At 50.0% G+C, this 21,385-nt stretch carries 26 protein-coding genes; 3 read left to right on the top strand and 23 right to left on the bottom strand.

The window, feature by feature from the left end; translation table 11 throughout:
• Positions 1-35 precede the first annotated feature (35 nt).
• The 17 genes from IEW11_RS00510 to IEW11_RS00430 form a co-directional block, all read right to left on the bottom strand.
• Entirely contained in the window at positions 36-464 is a 429-nt protein-coding gene (locus IEW11_RS00510; protein WP_188527973.1) for a stage V sporulation protein AB, read from the bottom strand.
• Positions 457-1,104, bottom strand: coding sequence for a stage V sporulation protein AA (locus tag IEW11_RS00505; protein WP_188527972.1), 648 nt, complete (start codon positions 1,102-1,104; stop codon positions 457-459). The genes IEW11_RS00510 and IEW11_RS00505 overlap by 8 nt, the downstream gene beginning before the upstream one ends.
• Before the next feature lie 107 nt (positions 1,105-1,211).
• Positions 1,212-1,967 (bottom strand): RNA polymerase sporulation sigma factor SigF, encoded by a 756-nt coding sequence (gene sigF, locus IEW11_RS00500; protein WP_188527970.1) that lies wholly within the window; start codon positions 1,965-1,967, stop codon positions 1,212-1,214.
• A 12-nt stretch (positions 1,968-1,979) separates the two neighbouring features.
• Entirely contained in the window at positions 1,980-2,426 is a 447-nt protein-coding gene (gene spoIIAB / locus IEW11_RS00495) for an anti-sigma F factor (RefSeq protein ID WP_188527968.1), read from the bottom strand.
• Positions 2,423-2,776, bottom strand: coding sequence for an anti-sigma F factor antagonist (gene spoIIAA, locus IEW11_RS00490; protein WP_188527966.1), 354 nt, complete (start codon positions 2,774-2,776; stop codon positions 2,423-2,425). The genes spoIIAB and spoIIAA overlap by 4 nt, the downstream gene beginning before the upstream one ends.
• A gap of 150 nt (positions 2,777-2,926) precedes the next feature.
• Positions 2,927-4,102 (bottom strand): D-alanyl-D-alanine carboxypeptidase family protein, encoded by a 1,176-nt coding sequence (locus IEW11_RS00485; protein WP_188527964.1) that lies wholly within the window; start codon positions 4,100-4,102, stop codon positions 2,927-2,929.
• A 195-nt stretch (positions 4,103-4,297) separates the two neighbouring features.
• Positions 4,298-5,626 carry a pyrimidine-nucleoside phosphorylase gene (locus IEW11_RS00480; RefSeq protein WP_188527962.1) on the bottom strand — a complete coding sequence of 443 codons (1,329 nt, stop codon included), beginning with the start codon at positions 5,624-5,626 and terminating at the stop codon, positions 4,298-4,300.
• A 15-nt stretch (positions 5,627-5,641) separates the two neighbouring features.
• On the bottom strand, positions 5,642-5,821 hold the full coding sequence (locus tag IEW11_RS00475; RefSeq protein WP_188527960.1) for an aspartyl-phosphate phosphatase Spo0E family protein: 180 nt from the start codon (positions 5,819-5,821) through the stop codon (positions 5,642-5,644).
• Positions 5,822-5,931: 110 nt separating this feature from the next.
• The gene (locus tag IEW11_RS00470) at positions 5,932-6,756 is read right to left on the bottom strand and encodes a purine-nucleoside phosphorylase (RefSeq protein WP_188527958.1); all 825 of its coding nucleotides are present in this window, start codon (positions 6,754-6,756) and stop codon (positions 5,932-5,934) included.
• Positions 6,757-6,778: 22 nt separating this feature from the next.
• Positions 6,779-7,960, bottom strand: a complete 1,182-nt coding sequence (deoB, locus tag IEW11_RS00465) for a phosphopentomutase (protein WP_188527956.1) — start codon at positions 7,958-7,960, stop codon at positions 6,779-6,781.
• Positions 7,961-8,005: 45 nt separating this feature from the next.
• Positions 8,006-8,905 carry a site-specific tyrosine recombinase XerD gene (xerD, locus tag IEW11_RS00460; RefSeq protein WP_188527954.1) on the bottom strand — a complete coding sequence of 300 codons (900 nt, stop codon included), beginning with the start codon at positions 8,903-8,905 and terminating at the stop codon, positions 8,006-8,008.
• 119 nt (positions 8,906-9,024) lie between these two features.
• Positions 9,025-9,258, bottom strand: a complete 234-nt coding sequence (locus tag IEW11_RS00455; RefSeq protein WP_188527952.1) for a DUF4227 family protein — start codon at positions 9,256-9,258, stop codon at positions 9,025-9,027.
• Positions 9,259-9,327: 69 nt separating this feature from the next.
• Complete coding sequence (ald, locus tag IEW11_RS00450) at positions 9,328-10,446, bottom strand: alanine dehydrogenase (RefSeq protein WP_188527950.1); 1,119 nt, start codon at positions 10,444-10,446, stop codon at positions 9,328-9,330.
• A gap of 152 nt (positions 10,447-10,598) precedes the next feature.
• Positions 10,599-11,057, bottom strand: coding sequence for a ferric iron uptake transcriptional regulator (gene fur, locus IEW11_RS00445; RefSeq protein WP_188527948.1), 459 nt, complete (start codon positions 11,055-11,057; stop codon positions 10,599-10,601).
• 97 nt (positions 11,058-11,154) lie between these two features.
• Positions 11,155-11,799, bottom strand: coding sequence for a stage II sporulation protein M (gene spoIIM, locus IEW11_RS00440; RefSeq protein WP_188527946.1), 645 nt, complete (start codon positions 11,797-11,799; stop codon positions 11,155-11,157).
• Between the two features lie 89 nt (positions 11,800-11,888).
• The gene (locus IEW11_RS00435; RefSeq protein ID WP_188527944.1) at positions 11,889-13,100 is read right to left on the bottom strand and encodes an endonuclease Q family protein; all 1,212 of its coding nucleotides are present in this window, start codon (positions 13,098-13,100) and stop codon (positions 11,889-11,891) included.
• 2 nt (positions 13,101-13,102) lie between these two features.
• A complete protein-coding gene (locus tag IEW11_RS00430; RefSeq protein ID WP_188527942.1) occupies positions 13,103-13,666 on the bottom strand; it encodes an NUDIX domain-containing protein in 564 nt (187 codons plus the stop codon).
• A gap of 109 nt (positions 13,667-13,775) precedes the next feature.
• On the opposite strand from IEW11_RS00430, the gene mciZ reads away from it, so the two are divergent.
• A complete protein-coding gene (gene mciZ, locus IEW11_RS00425) occupies positions 13,776-13,913 on the top strand; it encodes a Z-ring formation inhibitor MciZ (RefSeq protein WP_188527940.1) in 138 nt (45 codons plus the stop codon).
• 61 nt (positions 13,914-13,974) lie between these two features.
• Here the strand turns inward: mciZ and IEW11_RS00420 are convergent, their stop codons facing one another.
• Positions 13,975-15,102, bottom strand: coding sequence for a M20/M25/M40 family metallo-hydrolase (locus IEW11_RS00420; RefSeq protein WP_188527938.1), 1,128 nt, complete (start codon positions 15,100-15,102; stop codon positions 13,975-13,977).
• Between the two features lie 75 nt (positions 15,103-15,177).
• Between IEW11_RS00420 and prli42 the strand changes: the two genes are divergently transcribed.
• Positions 15,178-15,276, top strand: coding sequence for a stressosome-associated protein Prli42 (gene prli42 / locus IEW11_RS00415; RefSeq protein WP_188527936.1), 99 nt, complete (start codon positions 15,178-15,180; stop codon positions 15,274-15,276).
• Here prli42 and lipB read toward each other — a convergent pair.
• The 5 genes from lipB to lpdA all read right to left on the bottom strand — a co-directional run bounded on the left by lipB (position 15,256) and on the right by lpdA (position 20,885).
• Entirely contained in the window at positions 15,256-15,957 is a 702-nt protein-coding gene (gene lipB / locus IEW11_RS00410; RefSeq protein WP_229724896.1) for a lipoyl(octanoyl) transferase LipB, read from the bottom strand. The two genes, prli42 and lipB, sit on opposite strands and share 21 nt — an antisense overlap.
• 11 nt (positions 15,958-15,968) lie before the next feature.
• Positions 15,969-17,294, bottom strand: a complete 1,326-nt coding sequence (locus tag IEW11_RS00405; RefSeq protein ID WP_188527934.1) for a dihydrolipoamide acetyltransferase family protein — start codon at positions 17,292-17,294, stop codon at positions 15,969-15,971.
• A gap of 14 nt (positions 17,295-17,308) precedes the next feature.
• Positions 17,309-18,292: an alpha-ketoacid dehydrogenase subunit beta gene (locus IEW11_RS00400; protein ID WP_188527932.1), complete on the bottom strand. Its 984-nt coding sequence runs from the start codon at positions 18,290-18,292 to the stop codon at positions 17,309-17,311.
• Positions 18,292-19,326, bottom strand: coding sequence for a thiamine pyrophosphate-dependent dehydrogenase E1 component subunit alpha (locus IEW11_RS00395; protein ID WP_188527930.1), 1,035 nt, complete (start codon positions 19,324-19,326; stop codon positions 18,292-18,294). The genes IEW11_RS00400 and IEW11_RS00395 overlap by 1 nt, the downstream gene beginning before the upstream one ends.
• A 125-nt stretch (positions 19,327-19,451) precedes the next feature.
• Entirely contained in the window at positions 19,452-20,885 is a 1,434-nt protein-coding gene (lpdA, locus tag IEW11_RS00390; protein WP_188527928.1) for a dihydrolipoyl dehydrogenase, read from the bottom strand.
• A 162-nt stretch (positions 20,886-21,047) separates the two neighbouring features.
• Here lpdA and IEW11_RS00385 point away from each other — a divergent pair, with 162 nt between their 5' ends.
• The gene (locus tag IEW11_RS00385) at positions 21,048-21,332 is read left to right on the top strand and encodes a DUF2627 domain-containing protein (protein ID WP_188527926.1); all 285 of its coding nucleotides are present in this window, start codon (positions 21,048-21,050) and stop codon (positions 21,330-21,332) included.
• Positions 21,333-21,385 lie beyond the last annotated feature (53 nt).

Here is a 21,385-nt window from a genome sequence, read left to right as displayed (position 1 = left end):
TCATAATGAATGTCTTTCGGTCTTTCTAATGGCCACTACCATTGATACACAAGCCAATCAAACAATGAACCGACTACCTTTCCCAGCACCATCGCCATCAGCAGACTTACAAGGTATTTCCCGATTCGCAGCCGCTTGGCCAAGATCGGCAGCACATTCATGACCTCTGTCAAAGCCGCGGCCAGCATCCCGACAAACATCCCGTCGAGCAAGCCGATACCCACTAATGGAAGCTGCAGCGGAATACCAAGCTTCCAATCAAAAAAATCCGCGAACGACCAATATACCGCACCACAAATGATCGCCGATTCGAACCAGGCTGAATTGCGGTACGCATAAGCCAACTGAGCCAGTCGGGGAATCAAATCAAAAACGACCAGTAAAGCCACCAAACCGCTTCCGACGGCAATTCCGCCGGCCAATCCGATTAATCCGAGGAACAACAGCCCTGGCAATTCAGCCATCGTCAGCGCCTCGCATGCCCGATTCTCCGTTCTTTTTGCGCATTTCCTCAGCGATCACATACGTATTTACGTTTTCTTGATACTGATAAAGCTCTACCTCCAGCGGATTGGGCTCTTCATTGAACCGTTTGCGAAACAAATGGTTAAAAAACAGGATCATGCCCAGCCCAATCCCAAAAGAGTATGGAATCTGAAACCACACCGGATGCTCCTGCTTTGTGCCGGTAACCAGCTCAGACAAACGAATATGAACCTCTCTCATGCTGACATCCGTATGAAAATTCATGATCGCAAGTCCGGCTCCGAAAAATAGCAAGAGCCAAGCAAGCACGAGGACCATTATTCGCGGCTTAAGCGGTTTGGCGCTTATGATGACCAATAACTGAGGATCACCATATGGCTCGATCGTTATGGATCTGTCAGCTTGCCTGATCGTTTTGATAATATGCAGCATGTCAATGACATAGCGGTTTCCGTCCGTCTGCTGATGATGATAAAGCACAAGCTGCTCGAAGTTCGTTTTCCGTTCCGGATCGACAAGCAGCCGTGCCGCTTGTCCGAGTGTTACGGTTTCGCCCGGCTTAATCGTAATCCGTTTTTTCAATCGCAAATAAAGTATCGAGACACCGGACACAGCCATCTTCCATCATCCCTTTTGTGTAAACTTGCAATTATAGTATGAGACAAGGACATGGCGGATAGTCATGTCACAAGCGGTAAAAACAACCAAAAAAAGACCAAACCGCGCTATTGCGCGATTTGGTCTTTGATGCACTGCAATATCTTTTTCTCCAGCCGTGACACCTGCACCTGGGATATCCCAAGCCTGGATGCTACCTCGGACTGCGTCTGATCGCGGTAATACCGTAAGTAGACGATCAGTCGCTCACGTTCGGATAAGGTTTCGATCGCTTCGCTTAAAGCTAGTTTATCAAACCATTTCTCCTGCGAATCGTCGGCAATCTGGTCCATTAATGTGATCGGATCGCCATCATTCTCAAATACCGTTTCATGTATCGAGGTTGGGGGCTTGTTAGCCTCCTGGGCAAAGACAACATCCTCGGGGCTGATGCCAAGGTGGTTTGCGACCTCTTTAATCGTAGGCAGCCGCCCAAGTACTTTTGAGAGCTCATCCTTTGCTTTGCGCACCTTGTTCGCCATTTCCTTCAATGAACGGCTGACCTTTAACGTTCCGTCGTCCCGTAAAAACCGTTGAATCTCTCCGATGATCATCGGCACCGCATAAGTGGAAAATTTAACGTCATACGATAGATCGAATTTGTCAACGGATTTCAACAGCCCGATACAGCCGATCTGAAATAGATCTTCCGGATCGTATCCACGATTGATAAACCGCTGCACAACCGACCAAACCAAACGGATATTGCACTGGACAAGCGTATCCCTGGCGCCGGAGTCGCCGGATTGGCTTAACAGGATCAACCGTTTTACTTCCGTGTCATCCAAGTAATGTTGCGTCGTTTGTTTCAAATCAACATCCATGAGGTTCAACCCCTAATTATACAGCGCTTTTTTCGATTCAATTCGCTTAACCATACTAATCTGTGTTCCGCCGCCTTGCTCGCTGGAAACTTCGAAACGATCCATGAAGTTTTCCATAATGGTAAATCCCATTCCAGACCGCTCCAGCTCCGGTTTGGAGGTGTAAAGCGGCTGCCTTGCCAGCTCTACATCCTCTATTCCCTTGCCGCTGTCCTTAACGGTGATCGAGACCGTATCTCCATCAATGGAAGCTTCAATGGAAACAACCCCCGACGGATCGCTGTCATAGCCATGAATGATTGAATTGGTCACCGCTTCGGATACAGCGGTCTTAAGGTCGTTTAATTCCTCGATTGTCGGGTCCAGCTGCGATACAAATGCGGCAACAGCTACGCGGGCAAACGCCTCATTCTCCGAACGGCTGGCGAATGACAGCGTCATAAAGTTCGTTCCGTTCATGATACGACCTCCAGACTAGAGAGCGCCATCCGCTCATTATCGTGAATCGTCAAGATTTTGAATAACCCGGACAGCTCGAGCAGGCGGTATACGCTCGGGTTCACATCGCATACAACCATCTTTCCGCCCTTTCCTTTAAGCTGCTTATACCTGCCAAGAATGACCCCTAGACCGGAGCTATCCATAAAGGCCAGCTCTTTAAGGCTGAGAATGACATGGTCACTGTTTCCTCTAAGAATCGCATCTTCCACTCTGTGCCGTACGGTATCCGCCGTATGATGATCGAGTTCTCCCCGCAGCCGAACAATCAACACGTTACGATGATGTTCGAGCTCCACCTGCAAACCCATAACCTGTTCACTCCTCCCCGTTGATAGAACAGAGTTTCTACATTGGATCAGCTCATTCCTGCTTCCCGACAAAACTAGAAGAAGGACGATAGCAGCTGACAAAAACCGATATGCTTACCAGTTCAATTCCAAAGTTCTTCGCATGAAAAGCTAGGTGAACAAATTCTCGCAAGCCCGCTTAAACAGCTTCCACCAACCCGCGCGCTCTACCGGTACCGGCGCTTCCACATCAAACTCCGTCAGCACCTGCTCTCCTTGGTAAACGATCAGCTTGCCGATCGGCTGACCTGCATGAATCGGCGCTTTCAAGGTACTCGTGATGTGCAGCTCGTGGCGGATATCCGCTGATGGAGTACCTTTCTTAAGCAGCACGCTGTACTGATGTTTAGCTACGATCGGAAGCTCTGCAACTGCGCCTTTTTCAATCGGAACCATGCCCATGCTGTCACCCTCTTTGAAAATCGGGTAGTTTGTATATTGGGCAAAAGAAAAGTCAAACATTTTGGATACTTCCGCATTTCTTGTTTTTGTGTTCGGTTCTCCCATAACGACGGCAATGACACGTAAATTGTCCCGGCTGGCCGTTGCGGACAAACAAAACTTAGCCTCATTCGTAAATCCGGTTTTCAGGCCATCCGCACCGGTATAAAAACGGACCAGCTTATTCGTATTCACCAGCCAAAAAGGCTTTTCGGAATCCTTGCGCAAATAATCCTGATACATGCCTGTGTAACGTGTGATTTCCGTATGTTTAAGCAGTTCCTTCGACATCACGGCAATATCATGGGCTGATGAATAATGATTGTCTGCCGGCAGGCCGTTGGCATTGGCAAAATGAGTGTTTTTCAAGCCAAGCTGCTTCGCCCGCTCATTCATCTTGCTTACGAATGACTCTTCAGTTCCTGCTATTTTCTCCGCCATTGCAACTGATGCATCATTTCCAGAGGCCATGGCAATGCCTTTGAGCATTTCATCGACCGTCATTTCCTCGCCGGGTTCAAGAAAAATCTGCGATCCACCCATGGATGCGGCATATTCGCTGGTGGGCACCTTATCGGTTAATTTTATCTTGCCTTCATCGAGCGCTTCCATGATGAGCAGCATCGTCATAATCTTTGTTATGCTCGCTGGCGGCAGCTTATCATGGCTGTTTTTCTCATAAATGATCGTACCGCTGTCGGCATCCATCAAAATAGCGGAGCGCGCAGAAGGTGCTAAATCAGGCATGGATGGCTGTGTTTCTTCCTTCGCAAAGACAGCAACAGGAAGCAGCCATGCAAATACTAGCGATGTTACGAGTAATTTGAACACAAACGATCTTTTCATTTGTTCCCCTCCTGGACAATAGCGGCATGGATGCTGGCCTAGCCACCAACAACCCCAAAACCTTCATTCGGCTGGATTCTCTTCACCATTGTTGACAGAAGGAAAGTAAATTATTCCAAACCAAGCAAATCTTCCTCCAGGAAGAAAACAAAAAAAGACCATCCTCCTTTCGGATAATGGTCAGTCAAATACGGTTTATAATCTCGCTATCCCGTCTGCTGTGACAATAGAGAGCAGAAGCGGACCTGGCGAATAAGGCTGATCCGATATATGATACGCATTCTGAATTTGCTTCAAGATCTCATCCGTCCCGTTGTTGTTAGCGCGTGCATGGACGACAGCAAGCGATTCGCCTGCCTCGACGCGATCACCGACCTTCTTGCTAAGCACGATCCCTACCGAATAATCAATTACCGCATCCTTTGTCGCGCGTCCAGCTCCCAGCTGCATGGCGGCCAAACCTAACTGCTCCGCATCGATCGCAGTGACTGTACCCGGCGCAGATGCGTTGACCTCAATCAGGACATCTGCCTTCGGCAGCAATTCAGGATGCTCTGCGACCTTAGCGTTACCGCCTTGAGCGGTAATGAATTGCTGGAACTTGCGCAGTGCGGATCCATCCCTCAGCTTCTGCTCCAACAGCCCACGGGCTTCGCTCTCCGACGCCCTGAGGCCGCCGAGAACAACCATATGCGCGCCCAATGTGAGACAAAGCTCGGTCAAATCATGAGGACCTTTACCCTGCAGGGTTAGAATCGCTTCATTAACCTCCAGCGCATTGCCGATTGCATAACCAAGCGGTTGATTCATGTCGCTGATGACCGCAGCCGTGCGCCGTCCGACATTAGTGCCAATCTCCACCATGGCCTGTGCAAGCGCTTCGGCCTCATCCAATGTCTTCATAAACGCTCCGCTGCCCATTTTGACATCCAACACGATCGCATCCGCACCGGCTGCAATTTTCTTGCTCATAACAGAGCTTGCGATAAGCGGGATCGAATCGACTGTCGCCGTTACATCCCGGAGCGCATACAGCTTTTTATCCGCCGGCGTTATATTGCCTGATTGGCCGATGACAGCCACACCAATCTCATTTACCTGCCGGGTAAAATTCTCTTGGGTCAGCTCGATTTGAAACCCGGGGATTGCTTCCAGCTTATCGATCGTTCCGCCGGTATGCCCTAAGCCTCTTCCGGACATTTTGGCTACCGGTACCCCGGCGGCGGCAACCAGCGGCGCCAGAATCAGCGTCGTTTTGTCACCTACGCCGCCCGTGCTGTGCTTGTCCACTTTGATCCCTTGAATCTTGCCCAGATCGACTTGGTCGCCGGAGTTCGCCATGGCCATCGTCAGGTCAGCGGTTTCGGCCGCTGATAACCCCTTAAAAAAGACGGCCATCGTCCAAGCCGCCATTTGATAATCCGGGATTTCTCCTTGGCAGTAACCTTGCACTAGATAATTCAATTCGGAAGCTGAAAGCTCACTGCCGTTTCTTTTCTTGTAAATGAGATCCACAGCGCGCATAGAAGCAGCCCCTTATTAACAAGTTTTTGTTCGCTTGCGCATCGCAACCTTTTCGGCCTGAACCTTTACAATGATTTGATCCAATAATTGACTGAGAATCAACACGTCGTGGTCCATGAGCGTCTGTTTTCGATTAGCGGTATCCATCATTTGTCCGCGCAGCCCTTCAAGCTGCAGCAACGATTGCTTGTCCATTTTCGTCCACTCCATTAATTGATTATCAATGGACAGTATACGACGAAAATAGTATAAAAGATGTCACAATCAGTCGAGTCAAATTTTACAATTTTGTTAACAAATCAGGATTATAGTTGCGGGATTACAGATAACACCAAATTCAAAAATCGAGATTTAACCCGTTCCGTAGTTTCAATAACCTCTTGATGCGAAAGCGGTTGATCCAATATACCCGATGCCATGTTGCTAATGCAGGAAATGCCCAGTACTTTCAAGTCGGAATGTCTTGCTGCGACAACCTCGGCTACTGTCGACATGCCTACAGCATCCGCCCCCATCGTGCGCATCATGCGGATTTCCGCCGGCGTTTCATAGGATGGGCCGAGCACCCCGACATATACCCCTTCGCGAAGCTCAAAGCCTTGCTCTTGCGCTGTTTTTCGGGCAAGCGCGCGAAGCTGCTTACTGTACGCTTCCGACATATCCGGAAAACGCACACCCAGCTCATCGTCATTAGGCCCGATCAATGGATTGCGGCCGGTCAGATTAATGTGGTCGGAGATCAGCATCAGATCCCCTGAGGCAAAGTCGGTATTGATACCGCCCGCCGCATTTGTTACGACCAATGTATGTACACCCAGCGCTTTCATTACACGTACCGGAAAAGCAGTTAACTCCGGGCCATAACCTTCATACATATGGAATCTTCCGCGCATCAAGACGACCGTCCGGCCCGACAGCTTGCCGATCATAAGCTCTCCGGCGTGCCCTTCCACGGTTGACAGCGGAAAATGAGGGATATCGCGATAAGGAATTACAACTTCCTCGCTCAAATGATCTCCAAGAACGCCAAGGCCCGATCCCATGATCAACCCGATCTCCGGGTTCTGGTTCGTAATCGAACGAATATATTCCGCAGCTTCACGGATGTGGGTAACAGTTAACATATTCATAATAAAATCCTCCGTTTGTCGTTTATATTGTCAATAATTGCGGCAAAAAACTAACGCCGTTCCCCGTTGCCTTGACACCGAAATTATCGGCGATTGTAGCGCTGACATCGGCAAAGGTCGCGCGAATTCCCAAGCTTTGCGGCGCTTGCAGCGAAGGGCTGAAGACAAGCAGCGGCACATACTCTCTTGTATGATCCGTTCCCGGATGCGTGGGATCATTGCCATGATCCGCTGTCACAATTAACAAATCATCCTGGCGCAATTGCGCTTCCAAGGTTGGAACCGCACGGTCGAATTCCTCCAATGCGCGGGCATACCCCTCCGGATCCCGACGATGCCCGTACAAGGAATCAAAATCAACCAGATTGGTAAACAACAGGCCTGTAAAATCACGTCCTAAAAGCTCTATCGTACGTGATATGCCATCCGCATTGCTCTTCGTCGGATAGGATTCAGTTATCCCTTCACCACTAAAAATATCGTTGATTTTTCCAACAGACAGTACATCCAGCTGTGCTTCCTGCAGAGCGTTAAGGACTGTCGGCTCCGGCGGCTTCACCGCGTAGTCATGCCGGTTGGGCGTTCTCGTAAATTTTCCGGGCTCACCGATGTACGGCCTGGCGATGACTCTGCCAACCGCATAACGCTCGTCCAAAGTCAGCTCCCGTGCAATTTCACATGCCCGGTATAATTCCTTAAGCGGAATGATCTCTTCATGGGCAGCAATTTGGAAGACGCTATCCGCAGAAGTATAGACAATCCATGCTCCGGTCTGCATCTGTTCCTCGCCCAGCTCGTCCAATATCTCGGTGCCGCTGGCCGCTTTATTGCCGATAACCTTGCGCCCGGTCCGATGCTCAAAGGCTTCGATGAGCGCCGCAGGAAAACCGTCCGTAAAGGTTTGGAACGGAACGCTCACCTTTAAGCCGGCAAGCTCCCAATGCCCTGTCATCGTATCTTTGCCGACGGACACCTCGGCCATCTTGCCGTAATACGCCTGCGGGTTAGCTGCAGGTGACCAACCCTCCAGCGGCGCGATATTCGCCAGCCCCCAGCGCCGCAGCTCCGGAAGGTCGAATCCGCTCACACGCTGCACGATATGCCCCAATGTATGCGAACCTGAATCTCCGAAACGATCCGCATCGGGCAGCTCGCCGATTCCGACGCTGTCCAGGACGATAACTGTCATACGTTTGAAACCCATCTGTTCTCCTCCATCCTGTTGAACCCATCATGTGGTGCTGAATTCTTATTGCATTCTAGCGCGGGGATGCGTCCTTTCGTAAACATCCTTCATTCTTGATTTATTAACATGCATATAGATCTGAGTGGTCGCGATATCCGAATGTCCCAGCATCTCCTGTACCGATCTCAAATCCGCTCCGTTTTCGAGCAGATGCACGGCAAAAGAATGCCGCAGCGTGTGGGGGGTAATGTCTTTGGTAATATTCGCTTCCCGCGCATACTTTTTAATAATTTTCCAGAAGCCCTGCCTTGTCATACGGGAGCCCAGATGATTAAGAAAAAGCGTATCTGCTGCCTTCTCTCCTCTGATAAGCCGGGGTCTGCCGAATTCCAGATAAGCTGAGATCGCATTCGAAGCAAGTTTTCCCAGCGGTATAATCCGCTCTTTGCCCCCGGAGCCGATGCAGCGGACAAATCCCATCTGCAGATTCAGATCATTCTTGTTAAGCGAGATTAATTCAGATACCCTGATTCCCGTTGCATACAGCATTTCGAGCATCGCCCGGTCCCGGCTCCCGGTTGCCGTTTCCGGCTGCGGGCTTCCAAGAAGCTGCTCTGTCTCTTCAATACTGAGCACTTGCGGCAGCTTTTTCTCCAGTTTAGGAGCCTCCATATAGATGGAAGGATCCTGCAGCAGCCTGCCTTGGCGGGTCATCTGCTGAAAAAAAGAACGAATCGATACCGTGCAGCGCGACACCGTGGCATTGGCCCGCCCCAACTGTTTAAGATGAAGGAAGTACTTTGCAATATGATGCTTTTGGATATCTTGAACCGATCGCAGTCCTTGGGCTTCGGCAAAATTCATGAACGCGGACAGATCCCGTTCATACGATTCAAGCGTATTGCGTGACAGACCACGCTCAGTTGTCAAATAGCGAATAAATGACTGCAATTCAAGTCTCATAACGGTGTCCTTTCCCCGTTCGAAAATACTGCCGGATAACAGATATCCGGAATCATAGACTCTGTATTCCACATGAAAGGCCCGTTATCCTGCAATATTCAACAAGATTCGTCTTTTTGCTATTCACCAAGCCAATAAAACCATCTGAGCCGATCCGGGATGCTTGCACCATCAGGAGAGGGTGGATCAGCCTGGAATACTTTTAACGCTTGGCCTTGCGGCGTTTCGTATGGATTTGTAAATAATACTTCATCCATGAGCCAATGGTAACCGCCAAAGACCAGCACAGTCAATCCGATAAACAGCAGCATAAACAATAACGCGGACAGCCACTTGCGAAGCGATACGACCATTCGTCCCATTCCTCTCACAGACAGGTTGTCTCGTTCAAACCTTATGACAGAGCTTCCGCGTTTATGCCTTTAATCCAGCAGGCCCCCTAACGGCATAAATGGCAGACCGACCGCATCAGCCACCGGACGATACGTAACATGGCCTTTATACGTGTTGACCCCTCGTTGCAGCGCTTCATTTCCGGAAATCGCTCCGGCAAAACCTTTGTTGGCAAGCTCAATTGCGTAAGGAAGCGTAACATTTGTCAGCGCAAAGGTCGATGTGCGGGGAACCGCGCCAGGCATGTTGGCCACTGCATAATGAAGCACGCCATATCGTTCATATACCGGATTTTGATGGGTTGTGACCCGATCAACCGTAGCGATTGACCCTCCTTGATCAACCGCCACGTCGACAATCACCGCACCCTTTTTCATGGTCTGCACCATTTCTTCCGTAACAAGGCGGGGCGCACGGGCGCCTGGAATCAGAACGGCGCCGATCAGCAGATCCGCTTTACGGACGGCTTGCCCAATATTGTACGGGTTAGACATTAATGTGCGTATCCGTCCGTTGAATACTTCATCCAAATATCTCATCCGATCGGCGCTGCGCTCCATGATGACGACGCTAGCTCCCATACCAAGTGCAATACGGGCTGCATTCGTTCCAACAATACCCCCGCCAAGAATAATAACCTCTGCAGGCGGAACACCCGGAACCCCTCCCAGCAGGATGCCTCTGCCTCCGTAGAAAGCTTCCAGAAATTGCGCGCCAACCTGGACAGCCATTCGTCCGGCTACCTCGCTCATCGGCGTCAACAACGGCAGACCACCGCCCGGCAGCTGTATCGTTTCATAGGCAATGCTTGTTACGCCATGCTCCACAAGCGCTTTTGTGAGCTCAGGCGCTGCCGCTAGATGCAGATACGTAAACAGAAGCAGCCCTTTTCGAAAAAATCCAAACTCTTCCTGCAGCGGTTCCTTCACTTTGACGATCATTTCTGAGGCCGCCCATACATCACCCGCCTGCTCGAGGATCACTGCCCCCTCTTGAATATATTGATCATCAGAAAAACCGCTGCCTTCACCTGCTCCGCGCTGTACAAACACGTCATGTCCAGCCGCTTTAAGCATTCCCGCCCCAGCAGGCGTAAGGGCGACCCGGTTTTCATTGTTTTTAATTTCTTGAGGAACTCCGATTTTCATAATCCCTCTCCTCCTTCTCGCACGCCTCTCCTACCATGTATTCGAGGCCGCTCACATTTGATCCTATGCGATACGGTTTCCTCAGATGGTAATAAATATGTATGTAACAAAAACGGCTTCGCTCCCCTTGAATAGGTAGCAAAGCCGTAACTTTATTGCTCTTTGTTGTCATTCTTTTCCCGGCATTTACGACAGATCCCTTGAAAATCCAAACGATGATCGATGACCGAAAAACCATATTCAAGCTCAAGCCGTTCTTCAAGCGGCCCCAGCCAATCATCCATAATTTCATCCATACTTCCGCATTGTACACAGATCAAATGATGGTGGTGATGCTTGTTGGAATCTGTGCGAAGATCATAACGGGCAACGCCGTCACCAAAATTCATCTTCTCTACCACATGCAAATCGCTGAGCAGCTCCAATGTGCGGTAAACCGTTGCAAGGCCGATCTCTGGAGCTTTGTCCTTGACTAGCATGAACACGTCCTCCGCACTTAGATGATCCTCTTCATTTTCAAGAAGCACACGCACCGTCGCTTCACGCTGTGGAGTTAATTTATAGCCCTGCGATTGCAGTTGTTGTTTGATTTTATCGATCCGGGCTTCCATGGTTTCCCCCCTTGCGTCAAAGCCGCGCCCATTCACCAGGACATTTGTTTTCATTATAGGGGGAAAATATAAAGAAAGTCAAACTTTTTGAAGAAAATCAGAAACCGGTTCCAGAGCCTATTATGAAGCTGGAAGCCCAGCCCATAAGAATCGGCGACACAAAGGCTTCAAATAGAGCGGCGCCCCAAAGAACGGCCAGCATGACTACAGCAACCGAGGTATGCGATAGAAAAGGCTGTAATAACGTTCCGCTGCGCTGCATCAGCCTGTGTTTAACAATGTGGATCGAGAAGGAAATCGCCGATACGCTAGCGATCAGGATCGCTGGAAGTATAATCAGATTGGGCGGAGCGACCGATGCAAGCGAGAACAGCACGCCTTCCCAGGCATGCTGGCTGACCAGCAGCCCGACGGAAAACCCGATTAACACGCCTTTAAGAAAATCCAGGGCCAGAATTAACGGCATCCCGACTACAGTCAAACCAAGCAGCCAAATAAGCAGCAGCCACTTCGTATGAAACCAGCCTCTCTCCACAAACGACTGCGTCTCATCCGGTCCCATCCCCGCAGAAAGCAGGCGGACAAAATGCTCGACATCACCGGTTAGATCCTGCTGCTGCTCCAGCGTCAGCGCTCCGACTAACAGCGCTCCGAAGACGACGCCGACCGCAAACAATACCGAGACAAATATATAGAGCGACAATTGATCCTTTACGAGCGGCTGCAGAAAGGGTGATCTCATCCTATTCTCCCCTCTTGTCCGAATAGTAAAGTGTATGATCACGGTCGCCTGCGTATGACGCTCGGGGCGTTATCTTCCTTCAATGATCGCTATCGGCGCTCTACCCTTCCATAACGTCCGCCGCCGCCGGAACGGAGCGATAGCCGGCCCTCTCGCGCCTGGATAATTAGAGATGCGACCGCTTCCCCCGCAACAGAAGCCAACTGCTCGGGAGATGTTGCATGTAGGATCGACATCTCTGTGCCGAAAGCCGCAATCAGCTTATTGAGCAACTTCGGTCCGAGTCCCGGGACAAACTCTAACGGCACTTGATTGATATAAGGCGGGCGATCTGGCGCTGTACAAGAAGTGTCGCGACCGATCAGCGCCGCAATCTGTTCGATGCGGTCCATGACTCCTCGGACCAACTTCATGCTGCCGCACATTGCGCACCGACTTGACGTTGCAGTCGTCTCCTCCGCCAGCGAACCGCAATTCACACAGAAGGAACGGTGGTATTTGCCAAGCCGCGGATTCAAGCCGTAATTAGCGATTATTCTTCTTCCGTGTTTCTGTTTCAGCACAAGCCGGAGTTCTTCGAAGCTCGGCTCTGCCATCAGCAGCGCGTTATATTCCCTTCCAATCTTGCGCAAGGAATGCGCATCCGAATTCGTCAGAAACGGATAGCGATCCAGCTCGGGAATCCAGCCGGCCATATGCGAGTCTGCGCTTAAGCCAAGTTCAACCGCATCGATCAGTTCCATGTCCAGTACGTCCGCGATTCGATCGGTGCAGCTGCCGAGCAAGCTTTTATGCGGTGTAAAAATATGTGCAGGAACAAACAAGCCGTCCCTGCGCTTCACTTCCTCCTGGAGGCGCTTTGCCGTCACATATATGCGTTGCGAACTGAGCTGAACGTTTCGCATATGAAGTGTCAGCCACTCCGTGAAGGAGCGCATGGCATCGAAGGTCGGCAAGTAGATGAGATGATGAGCGGGACCTCCTGTCCCTTCATCTTTCACCTCAATTTCGGCGCCTAACAAGATCGTTGTATTCCGATACCGGATGCCGCCGCCTTGCAATTCAACCATTTCACCGCTGCTAAGCAAGGCCTCAATATCCGTCTGTACCCCTGGAGAATGGGCATCAATGACACCGAGCAGGCCGATGCCTTTACGCACTGCCGCTTCATAAGCGATATTGCGAAACGTCAAGTCGCGGCTGCCGCTGATTTTGACAGGCAGACCGCTCTCTGTACGGCCGATGTGCAGATGCAGATCAGTGTACACCTGAGACAGGACAGTGACTTCTTCAGCATTCATGCCTACAGTTCTCCCGTGAGACGGTAGTTATTCCATACATAGACCGCCATCATCGTCTTGGCATCGCTAATTCTTTCTTCCCGGATATACTGCTGCGCTTGTTCGAAAGTAATGGCATCCACAGAAAGATATTCATCTTCATCGAGGCTCATATTACCCTTTTCCAGCTCATCGGTAAAATATAGGTACAGCTTCTCGTCTGCAAATCCCGGGGAGGTGTAGAACGCACTGATCAATTTCATCGATTTTGCCCGATAGCCCGTCTCCTCTTCAAGCTCGCGAATTGCCGCTTCCATTGGATCTTCGCCGGCGTCCAGCTTTCCAGCCGGAATCTCGATTTGGAACTTCTCAAGCGGCTTACGGAATTGTTCGACAACGAGCAGCTTACCGTCCAGCAGCGCAACCACCGCTGAAGCGCCTGGATGTTTAACAATTTCACGCGTCGATGTGCCGCCCCCTGGCAGCTTTACCGTATCAACCTGAAGCGAGATCACCCTTCCTTTAAATATCTCTTCGGTTGTTATTGTTTCTTCCTTCCACTGTTCCGGTCTTTTATGATCGTTCATTAATTTTAGTTCTCTCCTTTAGACTATAACTTTTTTGTGTCAGTAAGGGATAACTTGTCCTTGGGCTGCATAGCTATGATTATAACAGTTTTGAAGGGGGAAATGGACGATGAGAAGAGATATGAATGAGAACCAGCTCCGCTTGACTGGAAAAGCATGGGAGATTCGGCATACCCTTCGAAAACTTGCGAATTCAGGTCAGAAACAAGCGACATTAAGCGATTATTTAAAGAAGAAAACCACATAAAACTAAAAAGGCCAAACGCAGCCGCTGCGTTTGGCCTTCATACGCCGAATCTTTCAACCTGTTACGAACGTGACGCCTCGGATATAAGCTCCACGACCAGACGCGTCGTCTTCACTAAATCCTCTACTTTAATCTGTTCCTTAGTCGTATGAATATGCTCATAACCAACTGCCAGATTGACTGTCGGAATGCCATAACCATTAAAGATATTGGCATCGCTGCCGCCGCCCGAATGGAATGTGCGCGGCGTGCATCCAATTGCCGTAATCGCTTTTTTCGCCAGCTCAACGACCGGGTCGCCATCCGAATAATTAAACGCCGGATAGATAATCTCGCTTTCGAATTCCGCCTTCGCGCCAAAATCAACTGCCGCGCTCTCCAGCGCCTCGCGCATCGATCTAACCTGTTTATCCAGCTTTTCCTGTACGATGCTGCGCGCCTCTGCGTCAAGCCTTACCTGATCGCACACGATATTCGTTGCGCCGCCGCCTTCAAAACGTCCGATATTCGCAGTCGTTTCCTCGTCGATCCGCCCTAAGGACATTCGGGAGATCGCCTTAGCCGCTACTTGAATGGCACTGATCCCATCCTCCGGATTAACGCCCGCATGCGCCGACTTCCCGATCACCTTCATCGTAATTTTGGCTTGGGTGGGAGCAGCGACTGCAATATCGCCAATTTTTCCGTTTGAATCCAGCGCATAACCGAACTTCGCCTCCAAGCGCGAAGGGTCCATCGCACGCGCGCCGTATAATCCCGCTTCTTCCCCGACTGTGATGACGAATTGTACAGGTCCGTGCGGAATCTTCTGCTCCTTCAGCACACGAATCGCTTCAAGCATAGCTGCAATTCCAGCCTTGTCATCGCTGCCGAGAATCGTAGTGCCATCGCTCCGTATGTAGCCGTCATCGTCAAGCTGCGGTTTAATCCCCTTACCTGGCGTTACAGTGTCCATGTGTGAAGTGAAAAACAGCGTTGGAGCCCCTTCTGCGCCGCTAGCCTCCAGCTTGGCAAACAGGTTGCCGGCGCCATGTCCGGTTACCGCTGCGGTGTCGTCCTCGGTTACCTGCAATCCAAGCGAGCTGAACTTTTCTTTTAACACTTTGCTGATTTCCTGCTCATGCTGTGTTTCGCTATCGACCCGTACCAGCTCCATAAACTCTTCAACCAATCGTTTATCTACAACCATTGACTTTCCTCCATCCATGTAAATCGTATACAATAGGATTATTGTTTCTATTTTAACCGAGAGGAGACCGCAATCATGCAAAACAACAAATGGGTGAAAGTAGTGGTCTACCTGATCATTGCATCCATGCTGTTATCAACCTTGGTCATGGGATTAGGTATGATCTTCTACTAAAGGCGTGAGCGGGTATCCGAATGTCCTGCAGAAATGCGGGAGCAATTCTGACGCCGCTTGATGAAGCGTCATCTCCTGCCCCGTCAGATCGGCAAAGGAGGTGACGCCATACGTATCGATACCGCAAGGTATGATGCCGGTAAACCCTTCCGAAGCAATGCCTGCCTTCAGATTCAACGCAAATCCATGATTCGTAACAAAACCGCGCCTGCGCCGGCATTTATTGAATTTGACTCCGATCGCGGCAATTTTCAGATCTCCGACCCACACGCCAGTATATTCTGATTTCCGCCCGCCTATGATCCCGTAATCGGCCAGCCAATCGATGATAACTTGCTCCAGCTTGCGCAAATAACCATGCAGATCGAGTCCCGCAGCATCCAAATAAATCAACGGATAGCCGACAAGCTGACCCGGTCCGTGATATGTGATATCGCCGCCGCGGTCAATCTCGAACAGATCAATCCCCTGTTCCTTCAACTCCGTCTCATTAAGCAGCAAATGCTCCGGATTGCGCTGTGAACCGATCGTATAGGTCGGAGGATGCTGAAGGAGCAGCAGTGTGTCACTGCGCTCCTCCATATCGATTTGTTTTACATACGATTTTTGCAGATCCCAGCCCTCAGCATAACCGATCATCGGAATGAACCGGGCATCCAGCTTATTCATTATATCGCTCATAGTTACCTCGATTAGTACAATTTTGTCTCCAAATTGTAGCTTTCCAAATTCTCCTTCACGCGCTGCAGGAACCGGCCGCAGATCACGCCGTCCAATATCCGGTGATCAAGCGATAAACAGATGTTCGCCATCGAACGTACTGCAATCATATCGTTGATGACAACCGGGCGCTTAACAATCGATTCAAAGGTTACGATAGCCGCTTGCGGATAGTTGATAATCGGATAGGACAAGATGGAGCCGAATGATCCGGTGTTGTTCACCGTGAAGGTTCCTCCCTGCATATCGCTAAGCGTCAGTTTTCCATCTCGGGTCTTACGCGCGAGATCATCGATCTCTCTGGCAAGGCCGGCGATATTTTTCTGGTCGGCATTTTTGATTACAGGCGTCAGAACGGAATCCTCGGTTCCAACTGCCAACGAAATATTGATATCCCGCTTTACGATAATCTTATCAACCGCCCAAACGGAATTCATAATCGGGAAGTCCTTTATCGCGCTGACAACAGCTTTCATCAAAAAGGCGAGGTAAGTAAGATTAACGCCTTCCCGTTTGAGGAATTCATCCTTGAGCTTGTTGCGAAGCACAACAATATTCGTAACATCAACTTCAATCATCGTCCAAGCGTGCGGAATTTCGGTAACGCTTTGGCGCATATTTCGAGCAATGGTATTGCGGATTGGCGTAACATCAATAAAATATTCGCCTCTCCCTGCAGTCGATTGGCTCTCCACCTCAATTGTCGGTATGGTCGGTATCCGAGGCGTCTCCCCCAGGTGTAAGCCTGTCGATCGTACGGAAAGCTTCGGATCAATGTTAATGACAGCGGGATTATTGATCGGACCTCCGCGACTGGATGGCTTGCCGGATGTAATATAAGCCAGTACATCCTTTCGGGTAATTCTTCCTCCCGTACCTGTCCCGTTCACTTGAGACAGCTCGACCCCATGTTCGGCGGCAAGCTGCTGAACGGCCGGAGAGAACCGGTGCCGCATGCTCTGGTCGCCTGTTTGATCCCGTTCTCCTGAAATTGCATTTGAGGCCGTTAAGTCGGAAGGAGCTCTGCCTCCAAGCTGATCCTCGGCACCTTGTTCTTCGGTTTCAATTAAACAGATCGGAGTGCCGACCGCAACTGTCTCCCCGTTGCCCACCAAGATCCTGACCAGCTTCCCGGATACGGTAGAAGGAAGCTCCGCGTTCACCTTATCTGTTAATATTTCACATATTGGCTCGTACAGCGAGACTTCATCTCCCGGCTGCTTCAACCATTTATCAATCGTTGCCGATACCAGCGATTCCGCCAGCTGCGGCATGACGATTTCCGTCAACGATTTCATGATTCTATCATCCCCTAATAAAGCGCTAAGTTGCGCATCGCTTCTTTGGCTTTCTCTTTATTCAGCATAAAGAATTTCTCGCTGGGCGGATTGATCGGCATAGCCGGCACGTCCGGTCCGCACAAACGCATGATTGGCGCATCCAGCTCATAAAGCAGCTCTTCTGCAATAATCGCCGCCACTTCCGCTCCAACGCCGCCCGTTTTGTTGTCCTCATGCACAATGAGCACTTTACCGGTCTTTTTGACAGCTTCAAGAATCGCTTCTTTGTCCAAAGGCTGAATAGTACGCAGATCAAGCACATGAGCGCTGATGCCCTCTTGTTCCAGCTCAGCGGCCGCTTGCATCACGTAGTGCAGCGGCAAGCTGTAACTGATAACCGTTATATCTTCGCCTTCCCGCAGCAAGTTCGCCTTCCCGATCGGCACGATATAATCATCATCGGGCACATCGCCGGTTACAAGCTTATAACATTTCTTATGTTCAAAGAACAATACCGGATCCGGGTCGCGAACGGCAGCTTTGAGCAGGCCCTTCGCATCGTAAGCCGAATAAGGAGCGACAATCTTCAAACCTGGCGTTCCAAAGAATACGGATTCCGGACATTGTGAATGGTACAACCCGCCGAAGATACCTCCTCCGATCGGTGCACGAATAACAATCGGACAGCTCCAGTCATTGTTGGAGCGGTAACGTATTTTGGCCGCCTCACTAATAATTTGATTCGTTGCAGGGAACATAAAGTCGGAATATTGCATTTCCGCAATCGGCTTCATACCATACATCGCCGCACCGATAGCGACACCGGCAATTGCAGATTCAGCCAGCGGCGTATCAAGCACCCGCATTTCTCCGAACTGCTCCTGCAGGCCCTTGGTTGTTGTAAAAACGCCTCCCTTCAGGCCGACATCCTCTCCGAGCACGAAGACGTCCTCATCTCTAGCCATTTCTTCTTTCATTGCTAATCGAATGGCATCGATATATTCCATTACCGCCATTACGCTTGCCCACCTTTCCCGTCTTGATCGCCATATACGTACAGCAGCGTATCTTCGGGAGCAGGAAACGGTGCCTTATCTCCATAGGAAGTCGCATCATCCAGCATCTCACGTAGTTTCTTTTGCAGGGCCTGATCTTGTTCCTCGTCCCAAATGCCGCATTCGATCAGATACTGTTTATAACGAGGGAGGCCGTCTTTGCTGCGATGCTCGTCGACTTCTTCCTTCGTACGGTAAATCAGATCATTGTCGGATGTAGAATGCGGAGACAGACGGTATAATTGCGCGTCAATCAGGGTTGGCCCTTCACCGGCCATGCCCCGCGCTCTTGCTTCCTTCACTACACGGTACACTTCCAATGCATCATTGCCGTCCACCTCGATACCCGGGAAACCGTAACCGAGTGCACGATCGCTAATCCGGCCGGCAACTTGGCGATGTATTGGCGTTGAGATCGCGTAACGATTGTTTTCACACATGAAAATAACCGGCAGCTTGTGTACACCGGCAAAGTTACAGCCTTCGTGGAAATCGCCCTGGTTGCTCGAACCATCCCCAAAGGTAACAAACGTTACAAAAGGCTTCCCCTTCATCTTTGCAGCCAGCGCCAATCCAACTGCATGGGGAACTTGTGTTGTAACCGGACTTGAACCGGTCACAATACGAAGCCGTTTGGAACCGAAATGGCCAGGCATTTGCCGTCCGCCGCTGTTCGGATCCTCGGCTTTGGCAAAAACAGACAGCATAAGCTCCCGCAATGTCATGCCTGCCGCTAAGACGAGACCGTAATCTCTATAATATGGCAAGAAGTAATCATTCTCTCGATCCAGTGCAAATGCCGCCGCAACCTGTGCAGCCTCTTGACCGATTCCTGATACGTGAAAGTTAATTTTTCCAGCTCGCTGAAGCAGCATACATCGCTCGTCAAAGCTTCTTGCCATCAGCATGGTGGCATACATTTCGACTGCCTGTTCATCAGACAACCCAAGCTCATTGTGCTTGAAGGTTTGTCTTACCGATCCGGACTGTGTCATGAAGCAGCCTCCTATCCGTTTTTGAAATGGACTTCTCATTTTTTTATGATGAAAATGTTAGTCTTAAAACCAGGTACTAAGACTTGGTTATATTGATTATACCGCTTTTTGGATGAAAAAGAAACTCAATAAGCCAGCGCCTTTCCGTCTATTGCCAGCATCGCCTCGCCCAATGCCTCGGACAAGGTCGGATGTGGATGAATGACACTCCCGACTTCCCATGGCGTTGCATCGACTAACTGGGCGAGCGCAGCTTCCGAGATTAAATCCGTCGCATGCGGACCGATCATATGTACACCGATAATATCATTGGTCGCTTCATCCGCTATGACTTTCACAAACCCGTCGGTATCCCCTAATACGATAGCCTTGCCCACCGCTTGAAAAGGAATTTTGCCGACTTTTACCTTAATCCCTTTTTTCCTCGCCTCATGCTCCGTTAAGCCGATTGAAGCGATCTCCGGTCTCGAATAGATACATCTTGGAACGCGGTTATGTTCAAGCGGTGCCGGTTGATGACCGCAAGTGTGCTCCACAGCAATAATGCCTTCATGCGCTGCTGCATGCGCCAGCTGCAGGCCGCCATTCACATCGCCAATCGCATAAATATGCGGCTCTGTCGTTTGCATCATCGCGTTAATTTTGATATATCCATTTGCGACTTGAATATCCGTATTTTCAAGGCCGATGCCCTCTGCATTCGCCTGCCTTCCGACAGACACAAGGAGCTTGTCTGCACTTAACTGGATGATCCCTTCACTTGTTTCGCCCTTCACATGAATCTGATTATCGTCCGCACTAACATGAACAGACTGCAGATCCAATTGAATATTGGTCAGCACGCGTATTCCCCGCTTGCGAAGCAGCTTCTCTAATTCCGCTGAAATTTCAGCATCCTCGCCCGGCAGCAATCTTGATGCAGCTTCAACTAATGTCACTTCCACACCAAAATCATTCATCATCGATGCCCATTCAACGCCAATGACACCGCCCCCAATGATGAGAAGTGAAGCTGGAAGCTCTGCCAGCTCAAGCGCATCATCACTTGTCAAAATATGAACACCGTCCGGCTCTAACCCTGGCAGTGAACGCGGCCTGGAACCCGTCGCGATTATCAAATTCGTGGACACGACCGTTTCCATTTCTCCATCCGGCAGCTCTACAGCAACTGCGCCGCTGCGTGGCGAAAAAATGGATGGACCGATTACACGGCCTTTACCATGTATGATTTCGATGTTGTGTTTGCGCATTAAATATTGCAAGCCCCGATGCAGCTGTTCCACTGATTTACGCTTGCACTCCTGGACAAGGTCGAACCGAAGTGAAATCTGTTCCTTCGGAAGTACAACTCCGTAGCTTTCCGCATCCTGAACTGTATGATAAATTTCCGCACTGCGCAGCAGTGCTTTACTTGGAATACATCCCTTATGCAAGCAGGTTCCACCCAGCTTGTCCGCTTCAATTATTACAACTTTCTTGCCTAGCTGCGCAGCTCTTATCGCTGCCGTATAACCACCAGGTCCGCCACCTAAAATGGCTACATCCACTTCAATCGTCATTCGATACCCTCCATCTGGAATCGCTTTGGAATCCCTTTCTATTGTAACTGTTTTTGCGGCGGAAAAAAACATCCTCAGCACATGTAAAATGGACAGGATATGCAGAAAAAGGTATGATAGTGTCAATTGAAGCTCCAGTCGCGGTTAGGGAGGAAAGCTCGAATGAAAATTTTGATTTCACGCTTTATTGCCATTTTGCTGCTTGTCATTCCAGGGCTTGCAGCTACTTATGGTTTTTTGGAAGTCAAAAATGCCTTATTTAATTTTTTCTCTGGTTTCGGAAATGATGAGATTACGCCTGATTTTGAATGGGGAAGATTTATACTAGGTTCTGTGTTGTTTATGGCAGGCGTAGGTTTTATTGGCGGCTGGATCTTCTTCCGTGACCGCAAACGGAATTACTTGCAGCCCAGGTTTCGAAAAAAACGCCCGCGTCCCGGTTCATAACATCGGGTTCGACAATAAATGGATGGCTCCTATACGGGCCATCCATTTCTTTG

Source organism: Paenibacillus abyssi (assembly GCF_014640295.1).
Taxonomy (GTDB): domain Bacteria; phylum Bacillota; class Bacilli; order Paenibacillales; family Paenibacillaceae; genus Paenibacillus_D; species Paenibacillus_D abyssi.
The sequence above is the reverse complement of the archived record's forward strand: the minus strand, read 5'-3'. Positions and strand labels throughout refer to the sequence as shown.

What these genes read in the sequence shown, in the direction of transcription:
- IEW11_RS00395 (WP_188527930.1), bottom strand. Translation starts at nt 19,326, where the DNA reads ATGACACAGTCCGGATCGGTAAGACAAACCTTCAAGCACAATGAGCTT.
- spoIIM (WP_188527946.1), bottom strand. Translation starts at nt 11,799, where the DNA reads ATGAGATCACCCTTTCTGCAGCCGCTCGTAAAGGATCAATTGTCGCTC.
- IEW11_RS00470 (WP_188527958.1), bottom strand. Translation starts at nt 6,756, where the DNA reads ATGAATATGTTAACTGTTACCCACATCCGTGAAGCTGCGGAATATATT.
- mciZ (WP_188527940.1), top strand. Translation starts at nt 13,776, where the DNA reads ATGAGAAGAGATATGAATGAGAACCAGCTCCGCTTGACTGGAAAAGCA.
- IEW11_RS00455 (WP_188527952.1), bottom strand. Translation starts at nt 9,258, where the DNA reads ATGGTCGTATCGCTTCGCAAGTGGCTGTCCGCGTTATTGTTTATGCTG.
- prli42 (WP_188527936.1), top strand. Translation starts at nt 15,178, where the DNA reads ATGCAAAACAACAAATGGGTGAAAGTAGTGGTCTACCTGATCATTGCA.
- spoIIAB (WP_188527968.1), bottom strand. Translation starts at nt 2,426, where the DNA reads ATGAACGGAACGAACTTTATGACGCTGTCATTCGCCAGCCGTTCGGAG.
- IEW11_RS00430 (WP_188527942.1), bottom strand. Translation starts at nt 13,666, where the DNA reads ATGAACGATCATAAAAGACCGGAACAGTGGAAGGAAGAAACAATAACA.
- IEW11_RS00435 (WP_188527944.1), bottom strand. Translation starts at nt 13,100, where the DNA reads ATGAATGCTGAAGAAGTCACTGTCCTGTCTCAGGTGTACACTGATCTG.
- spoIIAA (WP_188527966.1), bottom strand. Translation starts at nt 2,776, where the DNA reads ATGGGTTTGCAGGTGGAGCTCGAACATCATCGTAACGTGTTGATTGTT.
- IEW11_RS00505 (WP_188527972.1), bottom strand. Translation starts at nt 1,104, where the DNA reads ATGGCTGTGTCCGGTGTCTCGATACTTTATTTGCGATTGAAAAAACGG.
- IEW11_RS00405 (WP_188527934.1), bottom strand. Translation starts at nt 17,294, where the DNA reads ATGAAATCGTTGACGGAAATCGTCATGCCGCAGCTGGCGGAATCGCTG.
- IEW11_RS00420 (WP_188527938.1), bottom strand. Translation starts at nt 15,102, where the DNA reads ATGGTTGTAGATAAACGATTGGTTGAAGAGTTTATGGAGCTGGTACGG.
- ald (WP_188527950.1), bottom strand. Translation starts at nt 10,446, where the DNA reads ATGAAAATCGGAGTTCCTCAAGAAATTAAAAACAATGAAAACCGGGTC.
- IEW11_RS00385 (WP_188527926.1), top strand. Translation starts at nt 21,048, where the DNA reads ATGAAAATTTTGATTTCACGCTTTATTGCCATTTTGCTGCTTGTCATT.
- fur (WP_188527948.1), bottom strand. Translation starts at nt 11,057, where the DNA reads ATGGAAGCCCGGATCGATAAAATCAAACAACAACTGCAATCGCAGGGC.
- deoB (WP_188527956.1), bottom strand. Translation starts at nt 7,960, where the DNA reads ATGGGTTTCAAACGTATGACAGTTATCGTCCTGGACAGCGTCGGAATC.
- IEW11_RS00400 (WP_188527932.1), bottom strand. Translation starts at nt 18,292, where the DNA reads ATGGCGGTAATGGAATATATCGATGCCATTCGATTAGCAATGAAAGAA.
- IEW11_RS00480 (WP_188527962.1), bottom strand. Translation starts at nt 5,626, where the DNA reads ATGCGCGCTGTGGATCTCATTTACAAGAAAAGAAACGGCAGTGAGCTT.
- lpdA (WP_188527928.1), bottom strand. Translation starts at nt 20,885, where the DNA reads ATGACGATTGAAGTGGATGTAGCCATTTTAGGTGGCGGACCTGGTGGT.
- IEW11_RS00485 (WP_188527964.1), bottom strand. Translation starts at nt 4,102, where the DNA reads ATGAAAAGATCGTTTGTGTTCAAATTACTCGTAACATCGCTAGTATTT.
- IEW11_RS00510 (WP_188527973.1), bottom strand. Translation starts at nt 464, where the DNA reads ATGGCTGAATTGCCAGGGCTGTTGTTCCTCGGATTAATCGGATTGGCC.
- sigF (WP_188527970.1), bottom strand. Translation starts at nt 1,967, where the DNA reads ATGGATGTTGATTTGAAACAAACGACGCAACATTACTTGGATGACACG.
- xerD (WP_188527954.1), bottom strand. Translation starts at nt 8,905, where the DNA reads ATGAGACTTGAATTGCAGTCATTTATTCGCTATTTGACAACTGAGCGT.
- IEW11_RS00475 (WP_188527960.1), bottom strand. Translation starts at nt 5,821, where the DNA reads ATGGACAAGCAATCGTTGCTGCAGCTTGAAGGGCTGCGCGGACAAATG.
- lipB (WP_229724896.1), bottom strand. Translation starts at nt 15,957, where the DNA reads ATGAGCGATATAATGAATAAGCTGGATGCCCGGTTCATTCCGATGATC.